Below are 19,384 nucleotides of genomic sequence, written 5' to 3'. Positions count from 1 at the left end.
TTAATAATTTTATAGTTTGCGTTGAGTAGAAGTAGTACTATATATTTTATCTTTAGAGAGTTATCGGTTGGTGAAAGATAATGTTAAAAGTATAGGAACTTGTCTAGGAGCTATACTTGTTAGAAGCAAGTACGGGCAACCCGTTATAGTTTTAAGTGAGGATATTTTAAATATCCTAATTAGAGTGGTACCACGGAAATACACCTTTCGTCTCTTATTTTAGAGATGAAAGGTTTTTTATTTTTACCTATTTTAAGGAGGAATTAAACATGGGAAAATACGGAACTAGTATTGATAAGAAATGGCAAGAAATTTGGGAAAATAATAATCTTTATAAATTCAACGCCGAAAATTTAGATAAAAAACTTTATACTCTTGAAATGTTCTCTTATCCATCAGGTAGTCAATTACATGCAGGTCATTGGTTCAATTATGGTCCAGTTGATTCATGGGCTAGAATGAAGAGAATGGAAGGATACAATGTATTCCAACCTATGGGATTTGATGCTTTTGGATTACCTGCTGAAAACTTTGCAATAAAAACAGGAATTCATCCACAAGATTCTACTTACAAAAATATAAAAACTATGGAACAACAATTAAAAGCTATGGGCGCTATGTTTAACTGGGAAAATGAAGTTGTAACTTGTGACGCTGATTATTATAAATGGACTCAATGGTTATTCTTAAAACTTTATGAAAAAGGTTTAGCTTATAGAAAAAAAGCTCCTGTAAACTGGTGTCCATCATGTAACACAGTTCTTGCTAATGAGCAAGTTATTGATGGTGAGTGTGAAAGATGTTCAAGTGAAGTTACTAAGAAGGAATTAACTCAATGGTTCTTTAAAATAACTGATTACGCTGATGAATTACTTGATAAATTAGATGATTTAGATTGGCCAGAAAAAACTGTTGCTATGCAAAAACACTGGATTGGTAAATCCACTGGAGCTGAAGTTACATTTAAGGTTAAAAATTCTGATTTAAGCTTTAATGTATTTACTACAAGAGTTGATACTTTAAATGGTGTTACTTATGTTGTTTTAGCACCTGAAAATAAATTAGTTGATAAATTAACTCTTACTGAATATAAAGATGCGGTTGAAGAATATAAAGAAGTTTCAGCTAAACAATCAGAAATCGAAAGACAATCTATTTCAAAAGAAAAGACAGGAGTATTCACTGGATCCTATGCTATAAATCCTATAAACGGAAAAGAAGTCCCAATATGGATTTCTGATTATGTTCTTGTAAGCTATGGTACTGGCGCTGTTATGGCCGTTCCTGCTCATGATGAAAGAGACTTTGCTTTTGCTACTAAATTTAATTTACCAATAGAAAGAGTTATAACTAACAAGAAAGGTGAAGAAGTTGAACTTCCTTACTGCGAATATGGAGTTATAGTAAACTCTGGTGAATTTGATGGTTTAACTACAGAAGAAGGTAAAGTTAAAATAGTTGAGAAATTAGCTAAAGAAAATTTAGGTTCTCAAAAAGTTAATTATAGATTAAGAGACTGGCTAGTTTCAAGACAAAGATATTGGGGAGCTCCAATTCCAGTTGTCTACTGTGATAAGTGTGGAATTGTTCCTGTCCCTGAAAAGGATCTTCCAGTTAAATTACCTTATGATGTTGAATTTGCTCCAGATGGTAAATCACCACTTGCTAAAAGCGAGGAATTCTTAAATACAACTTGCCCACATTGTGGTGGTAAAGCTACAAGAGAATGCGATACTTTAGATACATTTGTATGTTCATCATGGTATTACCTAAGATATCCTGATAACAAAAATGCTGATATGCCATTTAATCCAGAAGTAATAAATAAAATGCTTCCAGTTGATAAATATGTTGGCGGACCTGAACATGCTTGTATGCATCTTCTTTATGCAAGATTCATAACTAAGGCATTAAGAGATATGGGATACTTAAAGTTTGATGAACCATTTAAATCATTAACTCATCAAGGACTTATATTAGGACCTGATGGACTTAAGATGAGTAAATCAAAAGGAAATACAATTTCTCCAGATACTTATATTAGCCAATATGGTGCTGATGTGTTTAGAATGTATTTAATGTTTGGTTTTGCTTACACTGAAGGTGGAGCTTGGAGCGATGATGGAATTAAATCTGTTGCAAGATTTGTGGATAGAATTGAAAGAACTTTAGAATCATCTAATGATGCTATAAAGGCTAGAAATGGTAAATCTTCAATAGATAAAGCTGAAAAAGAATTAAACTTCTGGAGACATAATGCCATTAAAGGTGTTACTGAAGACGGAGATAAAATGCAATTTAACACTGCTATTGCAAGAATGATGGAATTTGTTAATGCACTATCTAAATATATGCAAGAGGGAACTAAGAATTTAGACTTCTTAAAAGAAGTTTGCACTGACTTTGTTAAATTACTTGCACCATTTGCACCTCATTTCTCTGAAGAAGAATGGAGTGATTTAGGATATACAACATCTGTATTTAATGAAAAGTGGCCATTATTTGATCCTAATGCTTTAGTTAAAGATGAAGTTGAAATAGCTATCCAAGTTAATGGTAAGATTAAAAATAGAATAAATGTAGCTTCCGATCTAGATGAAGAAGGAATAAAAGCTGCTGCACTAAATGATGAAACTATAAAGAGCACTACTGAAGGAAAAACTGTAGTTAAAGTTATAGTAATCAAAGGAAGACTTGTTAATATAGTTGTAAAATAAAAAGAGCCTTATGGCTCTTTTTATTCATCTTCACCTTCATTTAACACTACCTTGAAAGCAGCTAATACTTCACTAACTAACTTTTCATCTAACTGCTTATAGTAATCCATATATCCTGATTTTTCTAATTCTCTTGAAATATCTTTACTCATTTCCATCCAAAGTTCTGGTATATATACCCATACTATTTCTTCATACGAACAGCTTAAAAGAAAATGTTCCATTCCCCAAAATGAATACTCTTGTATTTCATGTATTTCATTAAATTTAATGTAATCTTCTACTACCCTTAAACTTAACTCATAACCATATATATCTACAAAGAAAAAATCAAATTTCTGTTTCGTTGCTTTATAAGCATCTCCTTCAATAATTTTAATCTTTTCATTTTGGGAGAAGTTTCTATTATATAACTTAATTACATCTGAATTTATTTCATATACTATAACTTCTTTAACATCTTTTTTCTTAGACATTTCTTGAGCAAGATATCCAAGGCCTAGTCCAACTATAGCAACTTTACCTTTAGCCCATTTTATAGCCTCATAACACCCTTGAATTTCCTTTGGTCCTACCCTCATAGAAAGTTTATTTCTTTGTAAAAGCTCTGGAATTCTAGTTTTTATCTCTTCATCCTTTTCATAAAGATATCCTTCTTTTATACCTTCTCTTTTAGAAATGCTACACTCACCACTTTTAGCTTCATTGATTAATAAATTATATTCTTCTATCTTACTTGCAATAAAAACACCTTCATATGGTCTCATTAACTTAATCCCCTTATTTAGTCTTATAATGTATCTTTAGTATATATTCTCCGGAAGATTTTTACCCATTTATATAATATTATACCTATTTTATTACTGCCTGAATAGTCTTTATAAAAACTTCTTGAAATTAATTAGTAGTATGTTATACTATACTAAATAATAAAAATTATCAATTAAAGAAGGTGAATTTTATGAAGAACATTACAATAAGTGATGAAGCATATAATGAATTCAAGGAATTCTTAGATGAAAATAAAGTTGAAGGTTATAATATAAGAATCAACTTAGCTGGTTACGCATGTAGCGGCCCTGCTTTCAATATATCAGTAAGTCAATCAACTGATTCTGATATAACTGAAACAATTAATGATATTAACTTTATAGCTGAAAAAACTCTAATAGATGAATTTGGAGGATTTATAATTCTTTCATCTGAAGAGAATGAAGGAAGAGGTCTTTCATTAAGACCAGTTATAGCTCCAGAAGGTGGCTGTGGTTCTTGTGGTGGCGGATGTCACTAATATAAAAAAGTGGATTTATTAAAAATCCACTTTTTTTATTTTACTCATAAATAAACTTATGCATCTTCTCAGTTGTTGCTTGCTTATCTATATTTAACTTATAATCACCAAATGTACCAGTACTCCAGTGATCTCCATCATTTGGAAATCTATTCTGTTGTATATTTCCTGTCCCTATATTTAATATAGCTTTACCTATTGAAACAATTTCTCCATAACTAAGATTTGTTTTTACTATTGGCAATTCTTCAAGTACAAAAGAATTTAATTCACCAACTGACATAGCACTTAACTTTTTAGCTATAAGTGTTAATACATTTCTTTGCCTTTCAGTTCTTTTAAAATCCGTACCTTCTGTATACCTAATTCTACAGTAAGCTGTTGCCTGTGTTCCATTTAAATGTTGTTTTCCTGGACTCTTCAAATGAGCTATGTTGGTATTGTTCTTACTATTAATATTATCAATATAACTATTGATAAACTTAAATTCATCACTATCTACTTCAAAATCTAATCCACCCAACTTATCAATTAACTGAGGTAAGGTATTTAGGTTAACCCCTATAAACTTATCAATATCTAAATCGAAGTTTGTATTAATAGTTTTAAGCATAAGTTCCGGTCCACCTTCATACATAGCTTGATTGATTATACTATCACCATAACCTGGAATAGTAACGTAAGTGTCTCTCATAATTGAAGATACTTTTATTTCCTTCTTATCTTCATTTATAGTCAAAATAATATTTGAGTCGGATAGACCTTTCATTCCATCTTCTCCGCCATCCTTCTCTCCTCTATCTACTCCAAATAAAGCTACATTAATAATATGTTTAGATTCCTCTTTTTTTCCTTCTTCATTTAGAACTTCTTCTCTATTTATCTGTACCGTATCCATCTTGCTATAAACGTAATATCCATAACCAACTACTCCTAATATGCACAGTAATATAACTCCTATAATAGATGATAATATAACTATTACTTTCCTCTTAGTACTCCATTTTACTTTGCTCTTTTTTTCCATACTGTAACTCCTTAATCATTTTAATTACCTTACTTTATATATTATATACTAGTCTTTGCTTTGTAAATATTAAATATTTATTAAACACATTTATTACTTGTAAACATTTTCCAAATATTTCATATAATATTATGATTATTTATCAATGGAAGGATATATCGCTTATGCGAAAGCAAAAAAAAATCACTAAACCAGTCAAAATAATTATTGGAATAATTATTTTAATTCTTATCCTATTTATAGCATTCTTTACTTACACTTTTAAAACATTAGGCAAAATTAATACAGTCAAACTAGATACTAGTAACTTGGAAATTAGTCCAAATATAACCAACGAGGTAGATTTAGATGAAATTAGAAATATAGCTATTTTTGGTATTGATTCAAAAGACGAGGAAATTGGACGCTCTGATTCTATTATGATACTTACTATTGATAAAAAACATAATAAATTAAAGATATCTTCGATAATAAGAGATTCCTATGTTGAGATTCCTGGAAGAGATGGTAAAGATAAAATTAATCATGCTTATGCATTCGGCTCAGTTGATGGAACTGAAAATGGAGGCCCTACCCTTGCAATCAAAACATTAAATAGAAACTTCAACTTAAATATTAAAGATTTTTTATCTGTAAATTTCTCTTCACTTCCCAAACTCATTGATTCCATTGGAGGAATTGATATAACTATAACTGACGAGGAACTAAAATTAATAAATGAAAATAGTACATCTCAACTGTCATCTTCTGGAACACAAAAATTAAACGGATCTCAAACTCTTGCTTACTCCAGAATAAGATATACAGCTGGCGGAGATTTTGAAAGAAGTCATAGACATAGAACTATTCTTACTGCTTTATTTAATAAACTTAAAAGTACTTCTACTACCTCTTACCCTGGTTTTTTAAAAGAATTATTACCACTTATAAATACTAATATGACTTCTACAGACATTATATCTCTAGCTTTTAAGATAAACTCTCTTTCTTCTCATGAGTTAATTCAAGATAGGTTTCCAAGAGATGATTGCGGGGAAGGACAAATGATTAATGGAATATACTATTATGTCTTCGATATTAATGAAACAGCAAAACAAATGAATGATTATATATTCTTAGATAAATAAAAAAAGATTTTGGTGAAATATCTAAATATTTCACCAAAATCTTTTTATCTATTGTTTCTTAATTATAATATAAGTTTCGTTTTCTCTTACAACTTCGTAGTTTTTAAATATTTCAGCATTTTGTAAGTACATATCTTTTTTCGTTATTAGCATAGCATCTTGGTTAGCAGCAAATCCTTCTACTCCACCTTCTTTGCACTTTAAATCTCCATATAGTTCTCCAACTAAAAGTTGACTTTGCCTCCATCCTTTACCTTCCGAGTCTTCTACTTGAATATATGTTTCTCTACCTCTTATATTTTCGTTATTTTTTAATGTATTCATCATAAATGTTTGCAATTCGTCTTTCGGTGGATTATTAATATATTTAATTAAATTATATCCTTCATAACTTAGTCCAACAGCTAGTATTATACTTAAGCCTATTTTAATTACTCTATTAACGCTTGTTTCACTTAATAGTTTTCCAAAAAGGATTGATCCAACTATTATTATTGGAATATACATAGGTATTATATACCAGTCCAATTTAGTTTTAGCTACACTGAACAATACAAAAGGAACTACAATCCATAAACTATATCCTATAACATCACTTTTCACCATCATCCAATTTTTATAATAGAATAGACATCCAACCACTATAATTAGCCCTAAAGCAATAACAAGTGAAGTACCATTTAATAATATATATCTGGCATAATAAAATATAGACCCCTTATTTCCTTCTATTGCCTCACTACTTCGTTTTAATAAATCATATCTCACCATTTCTACTAAAAACTTAGTTCCATCTTCTACGATTCTGGCTATAATCCATAATCCAATTGGGGCAGCAAAAGACAAAAAGAATAATATCCATTGTTTTATCTTATATTTCTTTATATATCCAGTAAATATTAAGAATAATCCTCCAATAGCCACAATAACAAATGCATGCCAACTCTTTGTCAAAAATGCTAGGGCAAAAGAAAATCCACACATATATAAAGCTTTTTTGCTTTTTTCTATCCATAACATAGATATCATTGAAATTGTAAAAAATAAAATAAATAAAGCATCTGCATCTCCATGTCTTCCTGTATGAATCCTATATAAAGGGCTACAAGCTGAAAATGCAATCAATGAAATCAATGATTCTACTTTGCCATATCTTTTTGCAATAAAAAAAGCTACTATAATTCCTGTCAGTACCATAGCTATTGCTGAAGGGATCCTAAAAGCTAATATGGTAGTACCAAGCACTTTAAATGCAATAATTATTAAATTAAAACTTAAAGGTGGTTTTAGATTCCAATAATCATTCTCGTAATTATAAGTATTAATTATATTTTCATTATTCTTCATCATTTCGTAAGCACTCACACCATGTCTAGATTCATCCCAATCTCTAACTGGAAACTCACCTAAATTCCAAAAACATATGAAAGCTAAAAATACTACTTCTATAACAATAAAAATCCAGTAATACTTCTGAATAATTTCTTCTAATTTGAATTTTCTTTTATTTGTATTTTCTATAATCTTCAAAAAGACACCTCATTATTTATATTTTTTATCATTTTAACTACTACAACCTATAATTAACACAGTTATTATATCAGAATTACTCTTTAATTTATATTGTTTATCCTTAATTCGCTTTCTTAGTAGAAAAGAGCTAATCTTTACTATTAGATCTAACTATGAATTGCATTTTTTAGCTACTCTTACTAAATCATAAATATCAATTATTCCATCCCCGTTTATATCCATTTCACTTTTATATTTACTATCACCTTTTAAAGCATTATAATTAACAGCCAAACTTGCCACATCAGCTATTTCTACTTTTTTATTATTATCTATATCTTCCTTGCATAAAACACTAACAAACTTTATACTATTAAAATCTATATAGCTACTAAAATTCTTTTTGAAGGAATTTATCTCATCTTCTGTTGGATTTCCTGTAACATATATATTACTTGGATTATCCATATATCCAAAAGCTTCTGGTTCTATTTGTGAAGCTTTACTTATCCATATACTAGTAGATCCCGCATTTGAAAATGCATATTTTGCTATGGATGTAACACTATTAGGTATAGTTATATCTTCTATATCACATTCGTTAAATGCATATTTACCAATACTCTTTATTCCTTCCCCCATAGTTAAAGTTTTAAAATAATGACAGTATTGAAAAGCACTATCACCTATACTTTCTACTGATGATGGAATTGATGCTTCAGCAAGATTTGTACATTCAGCAAATGCACTTGATCCTATTTTTTTAACCCCATTATCTATTTCAACCTTCTTAAGATTATCGCATTTATTAAAGGCATATTCTCCTATCAGAGAAACACTTCCTGGTATAGTAGTTTCTTGTATTTCTTTACACCCCGTAAATGCACCTCTTCCTATTTCCTCAACTCCATATTCAATTGTCAATTTTACTATTTTACTACAATCACGAAAACAATAAATTCCTATTCTTTTAACATTACTTGGTACTATAACTTCTTGAATACCAGTACATCTATCAAAAGCAAAATCTCCAATTTCCCCAATATTTTTAGGTATTGTTATTTTAGTAATACTAGTGCATTCACTAAACGCCATTTCACCTATTTTCCCCAAATCATTAGGTAGTAAGATATTTTGAACATTAGAACATTCTCCAAAAGCAAGTTTTCCTATAGATCTAACACTTTCAGGTATATTTATTTCTTTAATACTATTGCAATAGCGAAAAGCAAAATCCCCTATATTCTTCAACCCATTAGGTAAAACTACCTCCTTAATATTAGAACACTTCTCAAAAGCTTTCTCTCCTATAGATTCCACTGATATATTATTTATCTTATCTGGAATTACTATAGTAGTATCTACCCCCTTGTATTTTACTATTGTTCCGGTCTCCTGATCAAACTCATAATCTCCTGACGTAATAGTTAATGCATTTATCTTTTCTACATAACCGCTAAAAAACCATGAAACTGAAAGCAAAATTATTAATATAAAACTCAATCTCTTTTTATTCACATTATTCCACCCCTTACAAATTTAATTATAATTGTTGTTTTTTTAGTAAACAATAACATTTTATACAAAAAGATACCAAAAATTTCTCTTTGGTATCTTAATGGGTTTTTATTTATTAAATTTATAATTTTCTAGCTATAGTTACTATATCATATATATCTATTATATTATCTTTATTGAAGTCACACTCACTATTATAACTTCCTGAAGTTGATGTAGCTTTATACTTACTTCCAACAAAAGCCAAGTCAGTCATATTTACTATTCCATCATGATTTATATCAGAACTTAAATTCATCAATTTTGTAGGAACCATGTTACCTACTTGCCATATGCTTCCATCCACTCTTGCTGCATAAATTGGCTCATTTCCATAATTATATGAATATATATTATTAACATTAGTTAATATTTTAACTCCTGATGAATAAAGCACATTATCCGTTCCTAGCTTCACTTCTCCATTCATAACATTATAACCAAATACATCTTTAATATAATCTATTGGATTATTGTGATAGTCATAGAGAGTACCATCAACTTTCATAAATCCACTTTCAGTAAATTCTTTAAACCCATCTGTAATTTTTACTGCTCCTGAATAGGGATTCCAAGACCATAATGTATTATTATTATCAACTAAAAATTCATTATCTTTTACTGCTTTTAGTCCGGTAGTCAATACAACTTTACTATTGTCAGGTGACATTACAGTTCCATCTGATTTAACGATAAAGCCTTCTATTACTGACATAACGTTATCTGTAATCTTTGTAAATTCAATATTCCCTGCAGCCCCTTCATTACCTTGCCAGTAAGTCCCATCACCTTTTATATATCCACTTTTTAAGAATTTCCCACCACTAACAAGCTCTTTTACTCCATCATCAACTTTTGCAAAAGCTTTAGAAGTTTCTTGAAGGTTTCCATCACGTCTAACCCATAAAGTATTATCTGTTTTTAATACCTCAGTTCCTATTTTTACATCTCTTCCTTCGATACTATTATTTATTCTCTCAACTTCTTTTACATTATCAAGTAACTTACCATCATCCTTACAGTAATCCCACAGTTCCCCACTATATGTTACTGCATAACGAGTATTAACATACTTTACATTTTCCATTTCTCTTTTATTGTCTTGAAAAGATACATTTTCTCCATTTGAATATATATCTCCAGCCCAAGACCAAAGAGCATTGTTATTATCTATTGCTAGTCTACGACTTTCTGGAGATTGGTAATCTCCTTCATAAGCATCATAAGCCACATATTTTTTCACACCATTCATAACTATATTAGGTCCATTATCTGATAAATTCCATAACTCACCTTTTGAATTTAATGCTGCTCTATTATAGAATTCTGTAGTAACATCTGTACTTCCTTCAATAGGTTGATCTGCATCAATTCCATCTACCTTTATAGTGGATATTTTTGTTAAATCTCCATATTGTAACTTTATTGTTGCAGTACCTTGATTTACTCCAATAATATTTTCAGAACTCTCCGTATCCCCTAATGAAATAATATTATTTGTATCTGTAGATACTGAAACTCCATCTAACAATCCAATCGGAAGAACTTCACCTAGTTTCCTTTGTCCCTTATACATTTGCTTAACCGATATTCTAAGCACATCAAACTTTGCTGCATCAGAAATATTATTTCCAGATAAATCTGCTACACGTAGGCCAGTTAAATTTTTCAAAGGTGTTATGTCTGTAATGTTATTATAATTTAAATCAAGAATATTTAAATTTATCAGCCCTCCTAGTGAGCTTATGTCTGTTATCTTATTATTATTTAATGATAAACTCATTAAATAAGTTAAGTTTTTCAATACACTAATATCAGTAATACCACAACTATCCAGTTTAAGGCTCCCTAATTCAGTTAAATTACTAATCTGACTTATATCTAAAGTATAATTATCAACATTACCATTTATAGTTACTCCTAGATACGTTAACTTAGGCATATTACTAACAAAGTTAACATTCCTTATCTTCGAAGAAACATATAAATTAAGAGAGGTTACGTTTTTAGCATATTCAATTCCTGATAGATCAGCTATTTGCCCATTAGGATCATATATAGATAATCCCTGCAGCTTTTCCATTTCGCTAACACTAATTTTACCATCATTATTAGTATCAACTCCTCTATCTCTTAATGCTTGTAAAAAATATGTATCTGTAATATTGATTATTCCATCTCCACTTAATGTAGCTAACGCCTCAACTGTTTTTGATGTTGACATTATTGTTAGTAACGCAGCCATGATTACTGCAACCATTGTACTAAATCCCTTTTTCATTATTCTCCCCCTAAAAATTCAATATATTTTTTCGTTTGCTCTGATAATTCAAAGTTTGGTTTGTCTTTAACTTTAAAAGCTAATTCATCTGTTTGTTCTTCAATATTTCTAAGCATATTAGGAACTTCCTTAATATATCCTACATATTTTTCTCTTGAAGTATCATCTCCCACCCTTTCATAATAGTTAATAGCTCTTGCTAAGAGCTTTATATAATCCTCATATTCATTAATAGAATATTTGGCTATATTTAATGTTTTCTTTTTATAAAAAACCATATCCTCAAACTTTCCATCCATTGCTGCTACTAAAGCCTTTGCATTATAAGAAAGGTAAGACATTTTGTTTCTTTCTAATATATCGTCAGCTAAATTCCTAGCTTTTTCCTTTGAATCTGCACTTAATAGCAATTTAGTTTTAGCTATAGTATTTCCAGGATATAACTCAGCAGCTATCTTATAACTCTCCTTGTATTCAGCAAAAAATGCTATAAAAAAATATAAACTTAAAATTGCAGTTACCCCTAAAATTCCATAAGAAATTGTTAACTTTCTTCTTTTTTTAATAAAAATAACTTTAGAAGAAGCTTGTCTATAATCTAAAGCCATTATAAGTATTAAAAAAACAATTAAAAATTGTAGATTGAAATCAAAAATAGACAATCCAGCTATAACTATAATTACATGCTTATGCATTTTATTAAGGCCTTTTGAAGATAAGCTACTTATAATTGAAATAATAAATGCAATAGCTGCAATTATCCCTGCATCTAAAGCTATTTGTAAAAAATCATTATGTATATATTTTATTGAATACTCCCCAGTCTGAATTAATGGTTCCATATAGTAATATCCCATATATCCTAAACCAAGTGGTTTGTTCATAAAAAGTCTTATTCCATCTTTATAATAAAGCAATCTTCCAAGTAATGTACTTGATTCTGAAGAAATGGTTAAAAATCGGCCAAAACTTTGATAGCTTCCTGTAACAGCTACAAAGATTATAGAAAAAACAAATAGAATTATAGATAGCGTCATTAAAAACTTACGTAAATCTTTATTTGTAATAAATAGAACAATAAGTGATATTACTGTAACAACAAAAACACTTCTACTTCCTGTCATTAAAATTCCTACTAGCAAAACTGATAAAATACCTTGTTCTTTAAAGCCAATCTCTTTCTTGTAGCCTATTACTATAACTCCAATTAATAAAAATAAGGCAAAAGTATTAGAATACTGAAAGAATCCACCTAATCTATCTGCCATATAAAAGCTTTCTTTAAGATTCGGAAATAGCAAAGCTCCTATGCATATTAAAACCATGCTTCCTCCTGAATACGGAATTACAGAAAAAACTTCATTTAATTGTTCTTTTTCAAATTGCATTAAAATAACTAAAAACGGGAGAATAGCTAATATTCTTAAAAATCCAACAAATGCTATTCCCTTATCTATTGAATAAACCGTCACTAATAGATATGAAATTATAAAAATTATAATTGAAATAACAACAACATTAATAAATAATTTAACAGATTTTCTTTTTGAAATTAAATAGATCAAATAAGTGCATAATATAGCACATGTTAAAAATGCTGTAAACTCATAGTAAATTCCAAAAATAAAAGGTAATATAAACATTACTATCTTTAATATCTTAAGCTCTTTTGAATCCTTATTTTCCATATGTATCCCCTGATTGTTTATTTTATGTTAATGCGATAATTATACCATAATATCGACTTATTTTGCATAAATTAATGTTTGTTTTTAGTATTTCTAAATTAAATTTATTTTTAATTATATTTTTTTGAAAAAGCAAAAATTTTTCACATAAAAAAGGACCAATTTAATAAATTAGTCCTCTATTACAACAATATTAAAATTATCTAGCCCAATCATGTATTACTTCTCTTACCATATCTAGTGCGGTACTTTTTCCTTCTCCAACTTTCCTACTACTTTTTATTCTCTTTACTATTCCATAATGATTTTTTAAAGACAAATTTTCTTCTCCTATAATTACCCATATAATTTTCTTAACTATGGGCCTAATAGATAATACCTCTTCTCCAACTCCATCTGTAAAATATATTACTATACTATCCTTAAATCCCTCTTCTTTAATATATTCAAAAACTGGAGAAAATTTTGTAGATCCGTTATTAGCTGTCCTTTTTCTTATATCCTTTATTAATTTTAATGAATACACACTACGTATTTCATCATCACACTCTATAACCTTTATTCTGCCTCTTCTACTAGCGGTAATAGCTAATACTTCTATCATTATTTTTCTAATATCTTCATCTGTCATACTAGCACTTATATCTATAGCAATTATTATCTCTGGAACACTGTTCGGAAGTTTCCCCCTTAAATCCATTCTATCTGGTTGCCTTCTGTCCCTTCTCGTAATTGTCTTTCTATAACCACTTTTTACTGATGGAATGAGCCTTCTTAAAATTTGTTCCCAAGATAATTCCTCTTTTTCATGAAATGATTTAATTATTTTCTTTAAATCTTCCGGAGCATTTTCACCATTAATACCTATAGCTATTTTCTTAGCATTTTCTTCTGCAGTTTTTTTTGCCAGTTCGCTATTTTCCCATAACTTATGCGCTTTTGTAATATCAATTTCTCTAACTATAGTATCACTTTTTACATTCTTATCACTATTAGTCATCCGCTTATTAATAGAGCCTTGAATAGCTTTTGCATATTCTTCTATGCTTCTATCACCTTTTAAATCTATGTTATACTCCCTATTAACACCTTCTATTTTCTTTGCATTTGCAGGTAAGTTTTTTATAAATTGATTAACTGATATATCTATTGCTATAGAAATCGCTTCACTACTATAACTATTTTTCAAGCTATTTACTCTCTCATAATGAGAATACATAATATGATATATTTCATGTTTAAATAATGCTACCATCTCTTTTTTTGTTAACTGCAAAAATAAAATTGGATTAAAATACATTATAAATCCAGAAACCCTTGGCAAAGTTGATATAGGCCAACTAATATCTAACCTAATACTTCTTTCAATCCTTAACATAAATGTTCCGAAAAAATCATCTTCACCATCCACCATATATATTATTACACTGCCTACAAAATCAAAAAATTCTTTAATGAAGTCACTCTTCAAATCTTCTGTAAACTTCATATCCATGGCTTTTTTTAAAAGTCTTTGCCTTTTTTCTTCAAACATATTTTTCACCTACACTCTAGTATAGATTTCAAAGAAGCTCTCTAGAAATTCATCACAATCTAATAACTTTTCATATAAATTCTTTCTATAATCTTTTCTGATTTCTTTCATAATTCCAAGCCTTAAATCTCTTGGATAAAGCTTTAAAATTTCTGACAGCCTAATAATATTACTTTCATTGTCCTTCTTTTCTATATAACTTAATGAATTTTTCATCAAAATGTATAACCTTGAATGAGATTCACCTTCTATTTCCTCTTTTATTTCAACAGGTAAAACCTCATAATTAAATAACTTTTCAGGAGATATTAGTTGTTTTTTTATATTTGATATGTAATTTGCAAAATCTATACATATACTTTCCCCTACATTACCTCTAACTACATTTAGAAATATATTTAATGAATATTTACTTCCAGGTGCTTTATATATTTTATATGCCTTCGATACCCTTTCCCAACTTCTTGGTGTTGCCTTTAAGTTCTCTCTTGAACCTGGAGTATGAAAATACTCAGGAAAAGCAGATAAAAATTCAATTATATCTGCATGAATCTCACCTTTCCCCATTCCCCACTTTATCCATTCCTTTATATCTGAATCCATCTCTATCCAAACAAATCTATCTTCTTGAGCTAGATCCATATCCACAACTTGATACTCACTATCTCTAAAATTATCATATTTACTTGATGGATTCATGGCTGCTATTATACTTACATTTTCCCCCAAACTGTATCCATTTATCTCTCTATTTAATATAAGGTTCATAAGTTCTTGTTGCACTGCATGTTCACATCTGTTTAATTCGTCTACAAATAATAAAACTCTTTTGCCTTCTTCTAGAGCTCTCTTTATTTCAACTAATTTATAATGAGTTGCATATACCGTTTCCCAATTATTTACTGTTGGAAGCCCACCAATTTCTCCTTCTTTAAGAAGATTAGCATCTATTATAACTAAATGATATTTATTTTCTCTTGCTAGTTCATGAACCAAAGCAGTCTTTCCTATCCCACTTTCTCCAACTATTAGGGGAACCTCATCTGTTTCAATTATCAAGTTTATAGTCCCTAAAACTTCTGAATATTTCATTTCATCACCTCTTCTACTTGGAAAGTTTATAATCAACTAATAACTTTCTTTCTCTTTTAGTTCCATATTCTAACACTAAACTAATCTTATCCATTTCTAAAATTTCCAATTCCAAAAAGTCCTTCATATATTCTTTTGTAAACTCATCATTCTCTAATTTGTTCACTAATACTTCTACTACTAGCTCTGGCTCTATAGATTCATACAAATATTTAACTATCTTTATATTATCTCCAATAAAAATCTTTAGCTGATCTATATCATAGCTACGAATAAAATGTATAGCTTCTTCATCTTCTACAATCGCTTTTCTTTTTACGATTAATGAAGGTTCTTTTATATATTTTATAGCTTGCCATGAATTTTCTATAGCCTTAATTTGCACTTTTCCCGAAGGATTTTCTATATATTTTATAGCATCATAATCTCTAATTACAGCTAATAAACATAACTCCTCATTGGGATTTTCAATATATTGTATTGCCCATCCTCTAGTATTAATTGCTTCTTTTTGAACTTCATAGGATGGATTTTTTATAAACTTTAATGAATTCCAAAGCAAATTTACAGCTAATTTTCCTAAACCATCTTCCACATCTTCAATGTATTGAATTGCTAAAGGATTACTCTTTATTGCTTCTCTCTTCAATTCAAAAGATGGATTCTTTACAAATTTAATTGCTATTCCGTTTTTCTTAATAGCTGCCAATATAACTTCAAAACTTGGATTTTCAATATTCTCAATTACCATAGGATTCTCTTTAACTTGTTTTAATAAAATTCTATCATCCATAATTTTTCTCCCATATATATTATTACATTTACATTGTATCATATAATAACTATTATTACTTAATAATTAAAAAGAAAACCCGCAAAAATATTTCTACGAGTTCTTTCTTTTAAAATTTCACTAATTCTCCCCAAATTTATCTATATCCTTATTTATAGCAAATAATAAATTATTAAGTTGCCATACTTCTCCTTCTTCAATTAACTTATTCAAAGATCTTTCATGTCTGTTTGCTTCTCCGACTCTTCCCAATGACTTAAGGGTTAATATTTGACTCATTATAGTAGAAATTATATCTGATTTTACCTCAAATAACTTTTGAGCATCCTTTATTTCATCTTTTATTTCCAACATCTCTTCATCTAGTTTAAATGCTGCATCTGCTGCACTCTTTAACTTTTCTTTTAATTCAAAAGGAATCTGCTGTTTATACTTGTAATTTAATGAATGCTCAATAGTAGCCCAGAAATTCATAGCTAATGTTCTAATTTGGAATTCTGCTAAAATCTCAACTGGTCCACTTGCCATATTTACTGGGTATTTTATTATCATATGATAACTTCTATAACCACTTTGTTTTACACTTCTTACATAGTCTTTTTCGTAGAGTATTTGCATATCTTTTCTGCCTCTTAATATTCCTACGACAGTATCTATATCATCTACGAATTGGCACATAATTCTTATACCTGCAATATCCTCTAATTCATATCCAACTCTACTTATTGGTATTTCAAATTTATTGGCCTTCTCTAATATACTAGATACTTCTTTTACTCTTCCTGTCACAAATTCAACAGGTGAGTACTCATTATTTCTTCTATATTCTTTTCTAATACTTTTAAGCTTTACCTTAAGTTCTTCTACCGCTTGTTCATAAGGCATGAGAAAGCTCTTCCAATTCGTACTTGCCATAAAAACCACCCTCATTTATTCCTTCTACATTATATTATATCAAAAAGTTTTTTTTTATAAATAAAAAAATTATGTTATAATTGCATTATAAAAATTATGTAAATTGAAAGGTAATAGAAATGACTGATAACGATGTACTAAAACATACATATGATAAAGAAATTGTCTGTCCAATATGTGAAAACAAATTCAAGGTGAAAATTGTAAAGGTTAATTCTCCGAGAATTACATCCAAGGACTCTGACTTTTTCATAAGATATTCAGTAGTAAATCCTTATTTTTACGACGTTTGGATGTGCAATCATTGTGGATATTCCTCTATGAAAGCAGATTTCCCAAAGATAAAAAGCTTCCAAAAGGAACTTGTGCTTGACGGTATAACTAAAAAATGGACCCCAAGAGTTTATCCTGAAAGCTTAACTGTAGATAATGCAATAGAAAGATATAAATTAGCTCTTGTAACATCTATGATTATTGAGAAGCCTAATAGTACAAAAGCTATGATTTTGCTAAAATTAGCATGGATGTATAGACTAAAAAAGGATGTAGAGAAGGAAATGGCATTTTTAAAACAATCTATAACTGCCTTTTTAGATGCATATAGTATGGAGGATTTCCCAATTTACGGTATGCAAAGAGATTCTATCTCATATTTAATTGGGGAACTTTATAGAAGGACTAATAACGAAAAGGAAGCTCTAACATGGTATTCTAAGGTATTTTCTACTGTAGGCGCTTCTCAGAAACTTAAGGACTTAGCCAGAAATGGCAAGGATTCACTTAAAAACAATATGATATAGAATATTCAGAAATTTTATTTTTATCCGAATATATTATTATGATATAATATATACATCCAGACAAAGAGGGGGAGATTTTTATGGGTCTTTTTACTAAGAATGAAGCCACTAATACTAGTAGTACCATAAATAATGATACTAAAGAGGTAATTACAAAACCTTCAGGAATTTCGCAAGATATTGTTTCTGAAGTCAATATATTAAAAACTACAAGCGATAATATCGCACATTCAATCAATGACATTTCTGATTCTGCAAGCACACTAAGTAATGCAACGGTTAAGCAAAGTCAAGAAATGGATAGTGCAACTAGTCTCCTTAGAGATTTTAGTGGTAGTATGGAAAAGTTAGCTTACAATATAACTAACGTTCAAATTGCAGTTTTTGATACTGATTCTTTGTCTAATGAAGGCATTAGTAAAATTGAAAAACTAGATTCCTCTTTGAATGACCTTCAAAGTGCATTTACTAGTTCTAGCTCAACTGTAAACGAACTAGTCTCAAAACTTGAATCTGTTAATAGTATTACTGATTCAATAAGCCAAATAGCTAGTCAAACAAATTTATTATCATTAAATGCTGCTATTGAAGCTGCAAGAGCCGGAGAAGCTGGTAAAGGCTTTTCAGTAGTTGCTGGTGAAGTTAGAAAGTTAGCAGAAAACTCAAAACAAGCAGTTCAAAGTATTACCAAAATATTAGATGAAATAAAAACTGACATAATAAACGCATCTAATGCAATGAATGCTGGTAATGAGGCTATAAATATCCAACAATCTACTTTATTAGAGACTAAAGATAGTTTTAATAGTATTAAAACTTCTATAGATGGGGCCACAACTGAAATAAATGATTGTATCGAAAACTTGGCTATGGCTGCAGCTCAAAAAGATGAAGTTCTAACTTCTGTGGAAGCTGCAAATTCAATATCTCAAGAGCACACTGCTCTTGCTGAAGAGATTGCTGCTACAATGGATATGCAAGCAACTAATGTCGATGATTTTAATAAAACCTTATCTTCATTAGTTAACAAATTAACAGATGAGAACTAAT

At 29.3% G+C, this 19,384-nt stretch carries 15 protein-coding genes and 1 other annotated feature; of the genes, 5 read left to right on the top strand and 10 right to left on the bottom strand.

All coding sequences use genetic code 11. From position 1 onward, the window contains the following. The first annotated feature begins 12 nt into the window (after positions 1–12). Positions 13–218: a binding site (T-box leader), on the top strand. Positions 219–269: 51 nt separating this feature from the next. Next, positions 270–2,717 (top strand): leucine--tRNA ligase, encoded by a 2,448-nt coding sequence (gene leuS, locus FAY47_RS10270; RefSeq protein ID WP_143316623.1) that lies wholly within the window; start codon positions 270–272, stop codon positions 2,715–2,717. A gap of 20 nt (positions 2,718–2,737) precedes the next feature. On the opposite strand, the gene FAY47_RS10265 is transcribed toward leuS, so the two are convergent. Beyond that, on the bottom strand, positions 2,738–3,484 hold the full coding sequence (locus FAY47_RS10265; RefSeq protein WP_143316622.1) for an rRNA adenine N-6-methyltransferase family protein: 747 nt from the start codon (positions 3,482–3,484) through the stop codon (positions 2,738–2,740). Positions 3,485–3,678: 194 nt separating this feature from the next. Between FAY47_RS10265 and FAY47_RS10260 the strand changes: the two genes are divergently transcribed. After that, positions 3,679–4,008: a HesB-like protein gene (locus FAY47_RS10260; protein WP_143316621.1), complete on the top strand. Its 330-nt coding sequence runs from the start codon at positions 3,679–3,681 to the stop codon at positions 4,006–4,008. Between the two features lie 40 nt (positions 4,009–4,048). On the opposite strand, the gene FAY47_RS10255 is transcribed toward FAY47_RS10260, so the two are convergent. Continuing rightward, the gene (locus tag FAY47_RS10255; protein ID WP_143316620.1) at positions 4,049–5,035 is read right to left on the bottom strand and encodes an LCP family protein; all 987 of its coding nucleotides are present in this window, start codon (positions 5,033–5,035) and stop codon (positions 4,049–4,051) included. A gap of 164 nt (positions 5,036–5,199) precedes the next feature. Here FAY47_RS10255 and FAY47_RS10250 point away from each other — a divergent pair, with 164 nt between their 5' ends. Continuing rightward, the gene (locus tag FAY47_RS10250; protein WP_143316619.1) at positions 5,200–6,162 is read left to right on the top strand and encodes an LCP family protein; all 963 of its coding nucleotides are present in this window, start codon (positions 5,200–5,202) and stop codon (positions 6,160–6,162) included. Positions 6,163–6,210: 48 nt separating this feature from the next. On the opposite strand, the gene FAY47_RS10245 is transcribed toward FAY47_RS10250, so the two are convergent. The 8 genes from FAY47_RS10245 to FAY47_RS10210 form a co-directional block, all read right to left on the bottom strand. Next, the gene (locus FAY47_RS10245) at positions 6,211–7,692 is read right to left on the bottom strand and encodes a glycosyltransferase family 39 protein (protein WP_143316618.1); all 1,482 of its coding nucleotides are present in this window, start codon (positions 7,690–7,692) and stop codon (positions 6,211–6,213) included. Between the two features lie 153 nt (positions 7,693–7,845). After that, a complete protein-coding gene (locus FAY47_RS10240) occupies positions 7,846–9,192 on the bottom strand; it encodes a leucine-rich repeat protein (RefSeq protein ID WP_185966795.1) in 1,347 nt (448 codons plus the stop codon). Positions 9,193–9,313: 121 nt separating this feature from the next. Continuing rightward, entirely contained in the window at positions 9,314–11,512 is a 2,199-nt protein-coding gene (locus FAY47_RS10235; RefSeq protein WP_143316616.1) for a leucine-rich repeat domain-containing protein, read from the bottom strand. Next, positions 11,512–13,200, bottom strand: coding sequence for an O-antigen ligase family protein (locus FAY47_RS10230; RefSeq protein ID WP_143316615.1), 1,689 nt, complete (start codon positions 13,198–13,200; stop codon positions 11,512–11,514). The genes FAY47_RS10235 and FAY47_RS10230 overlap by 1 nt, the downstream gene beginning before the upstream one ends. Positions 13,201–13,399: 199 nt before the next feature. Further along, on the bottom strand, positions 13,400–14,734 hold the full coding sequence (locus FAY47_RS10225) for a VWA-like domain-containing protein (RefSeq protein WP_143316614.1): 1,335 nt from the start codon (positions 14,732–14,734) through the stop codon (positions 13,400–13,402). Between the two features lie 9 nt (positions 14,735–14,743). Next, a complete protein-coding gene (locus FAY47_RS10220; RefSeq protein WP_143316613.1) occupies positions 14,744–15,826 on the bottom strand; it encodes an ATP-binding protein in 1,083 nt (360 codons plus the stop codon). Between the two features lie 13 nt (positions 15,827–15,839). Beyond that, positions 15,840–16,619, bottom strand: a complete 780-nt coding sequence (locus FAY47_RS10215; protein WP_143316612.1) for a hypothetical protein — start codon at positions 16,617–16,619, stop codon at positions 15,840–15,842. Positions 16,620–16,739: 120 nt separating this feature from the next. Continuing rightward, entirely contained in the window at positions 16,740–17,534 is a 795-nt protein-coding gene (locus FAY47_RS10210; protein WP_143316611.1) for a GTP pyrophosphokinase family protein, read from the bottom strand. 119 nt (positions 17,535–17,653) lie between these two features. On the opposite strand from FAY47_RS10210, the gene FAY47_RS10205 reads away from it, so the two are divergent. Continuing rightward, positions 17,654–18,334 carry a DUF2225 domain-containing protein gene (locus tag FAY47_RS10205; protein ID WP_143316610.1) on the top strand — a complete coding sequence of 227 codons (681 nt, stop codon included), beginning with the start codon at positions 17,654–17,656 and terminating at the stop codon, positions 18,332–18,334. An 80-nt stretch (positions 18,335–18,414) separates the two neighbouring features. Beyond that, positions 18,415–19,383, top strand: a complete 969-nt coding sequence (locus FAY47_RS10200; RefSeq protein WP_143316609.1) for a methyl-accepting chemotaxis protein — start codon at positions 18,415–18,417, stop codon at positions 19,381–19,383. The last annotated feature ends 1 nt before the right edge of the window (position 19,384 follow it).

Source organism: Clostridium sp. HBUAS56017, assembly GCF_007115085.1.
In the GTDB taxonomy this organism is placed as follows: Bacteria; Bacillota; Clostridia; order Clostridiales; family Clostridiaceae; genus Clostridium; species Clostridium cibarium.
The sequence above is the reverse complement of the archived record's forward strand: the minus strand, read 5'-3'. Positions and strand labels throughout refer to the sequence as shown.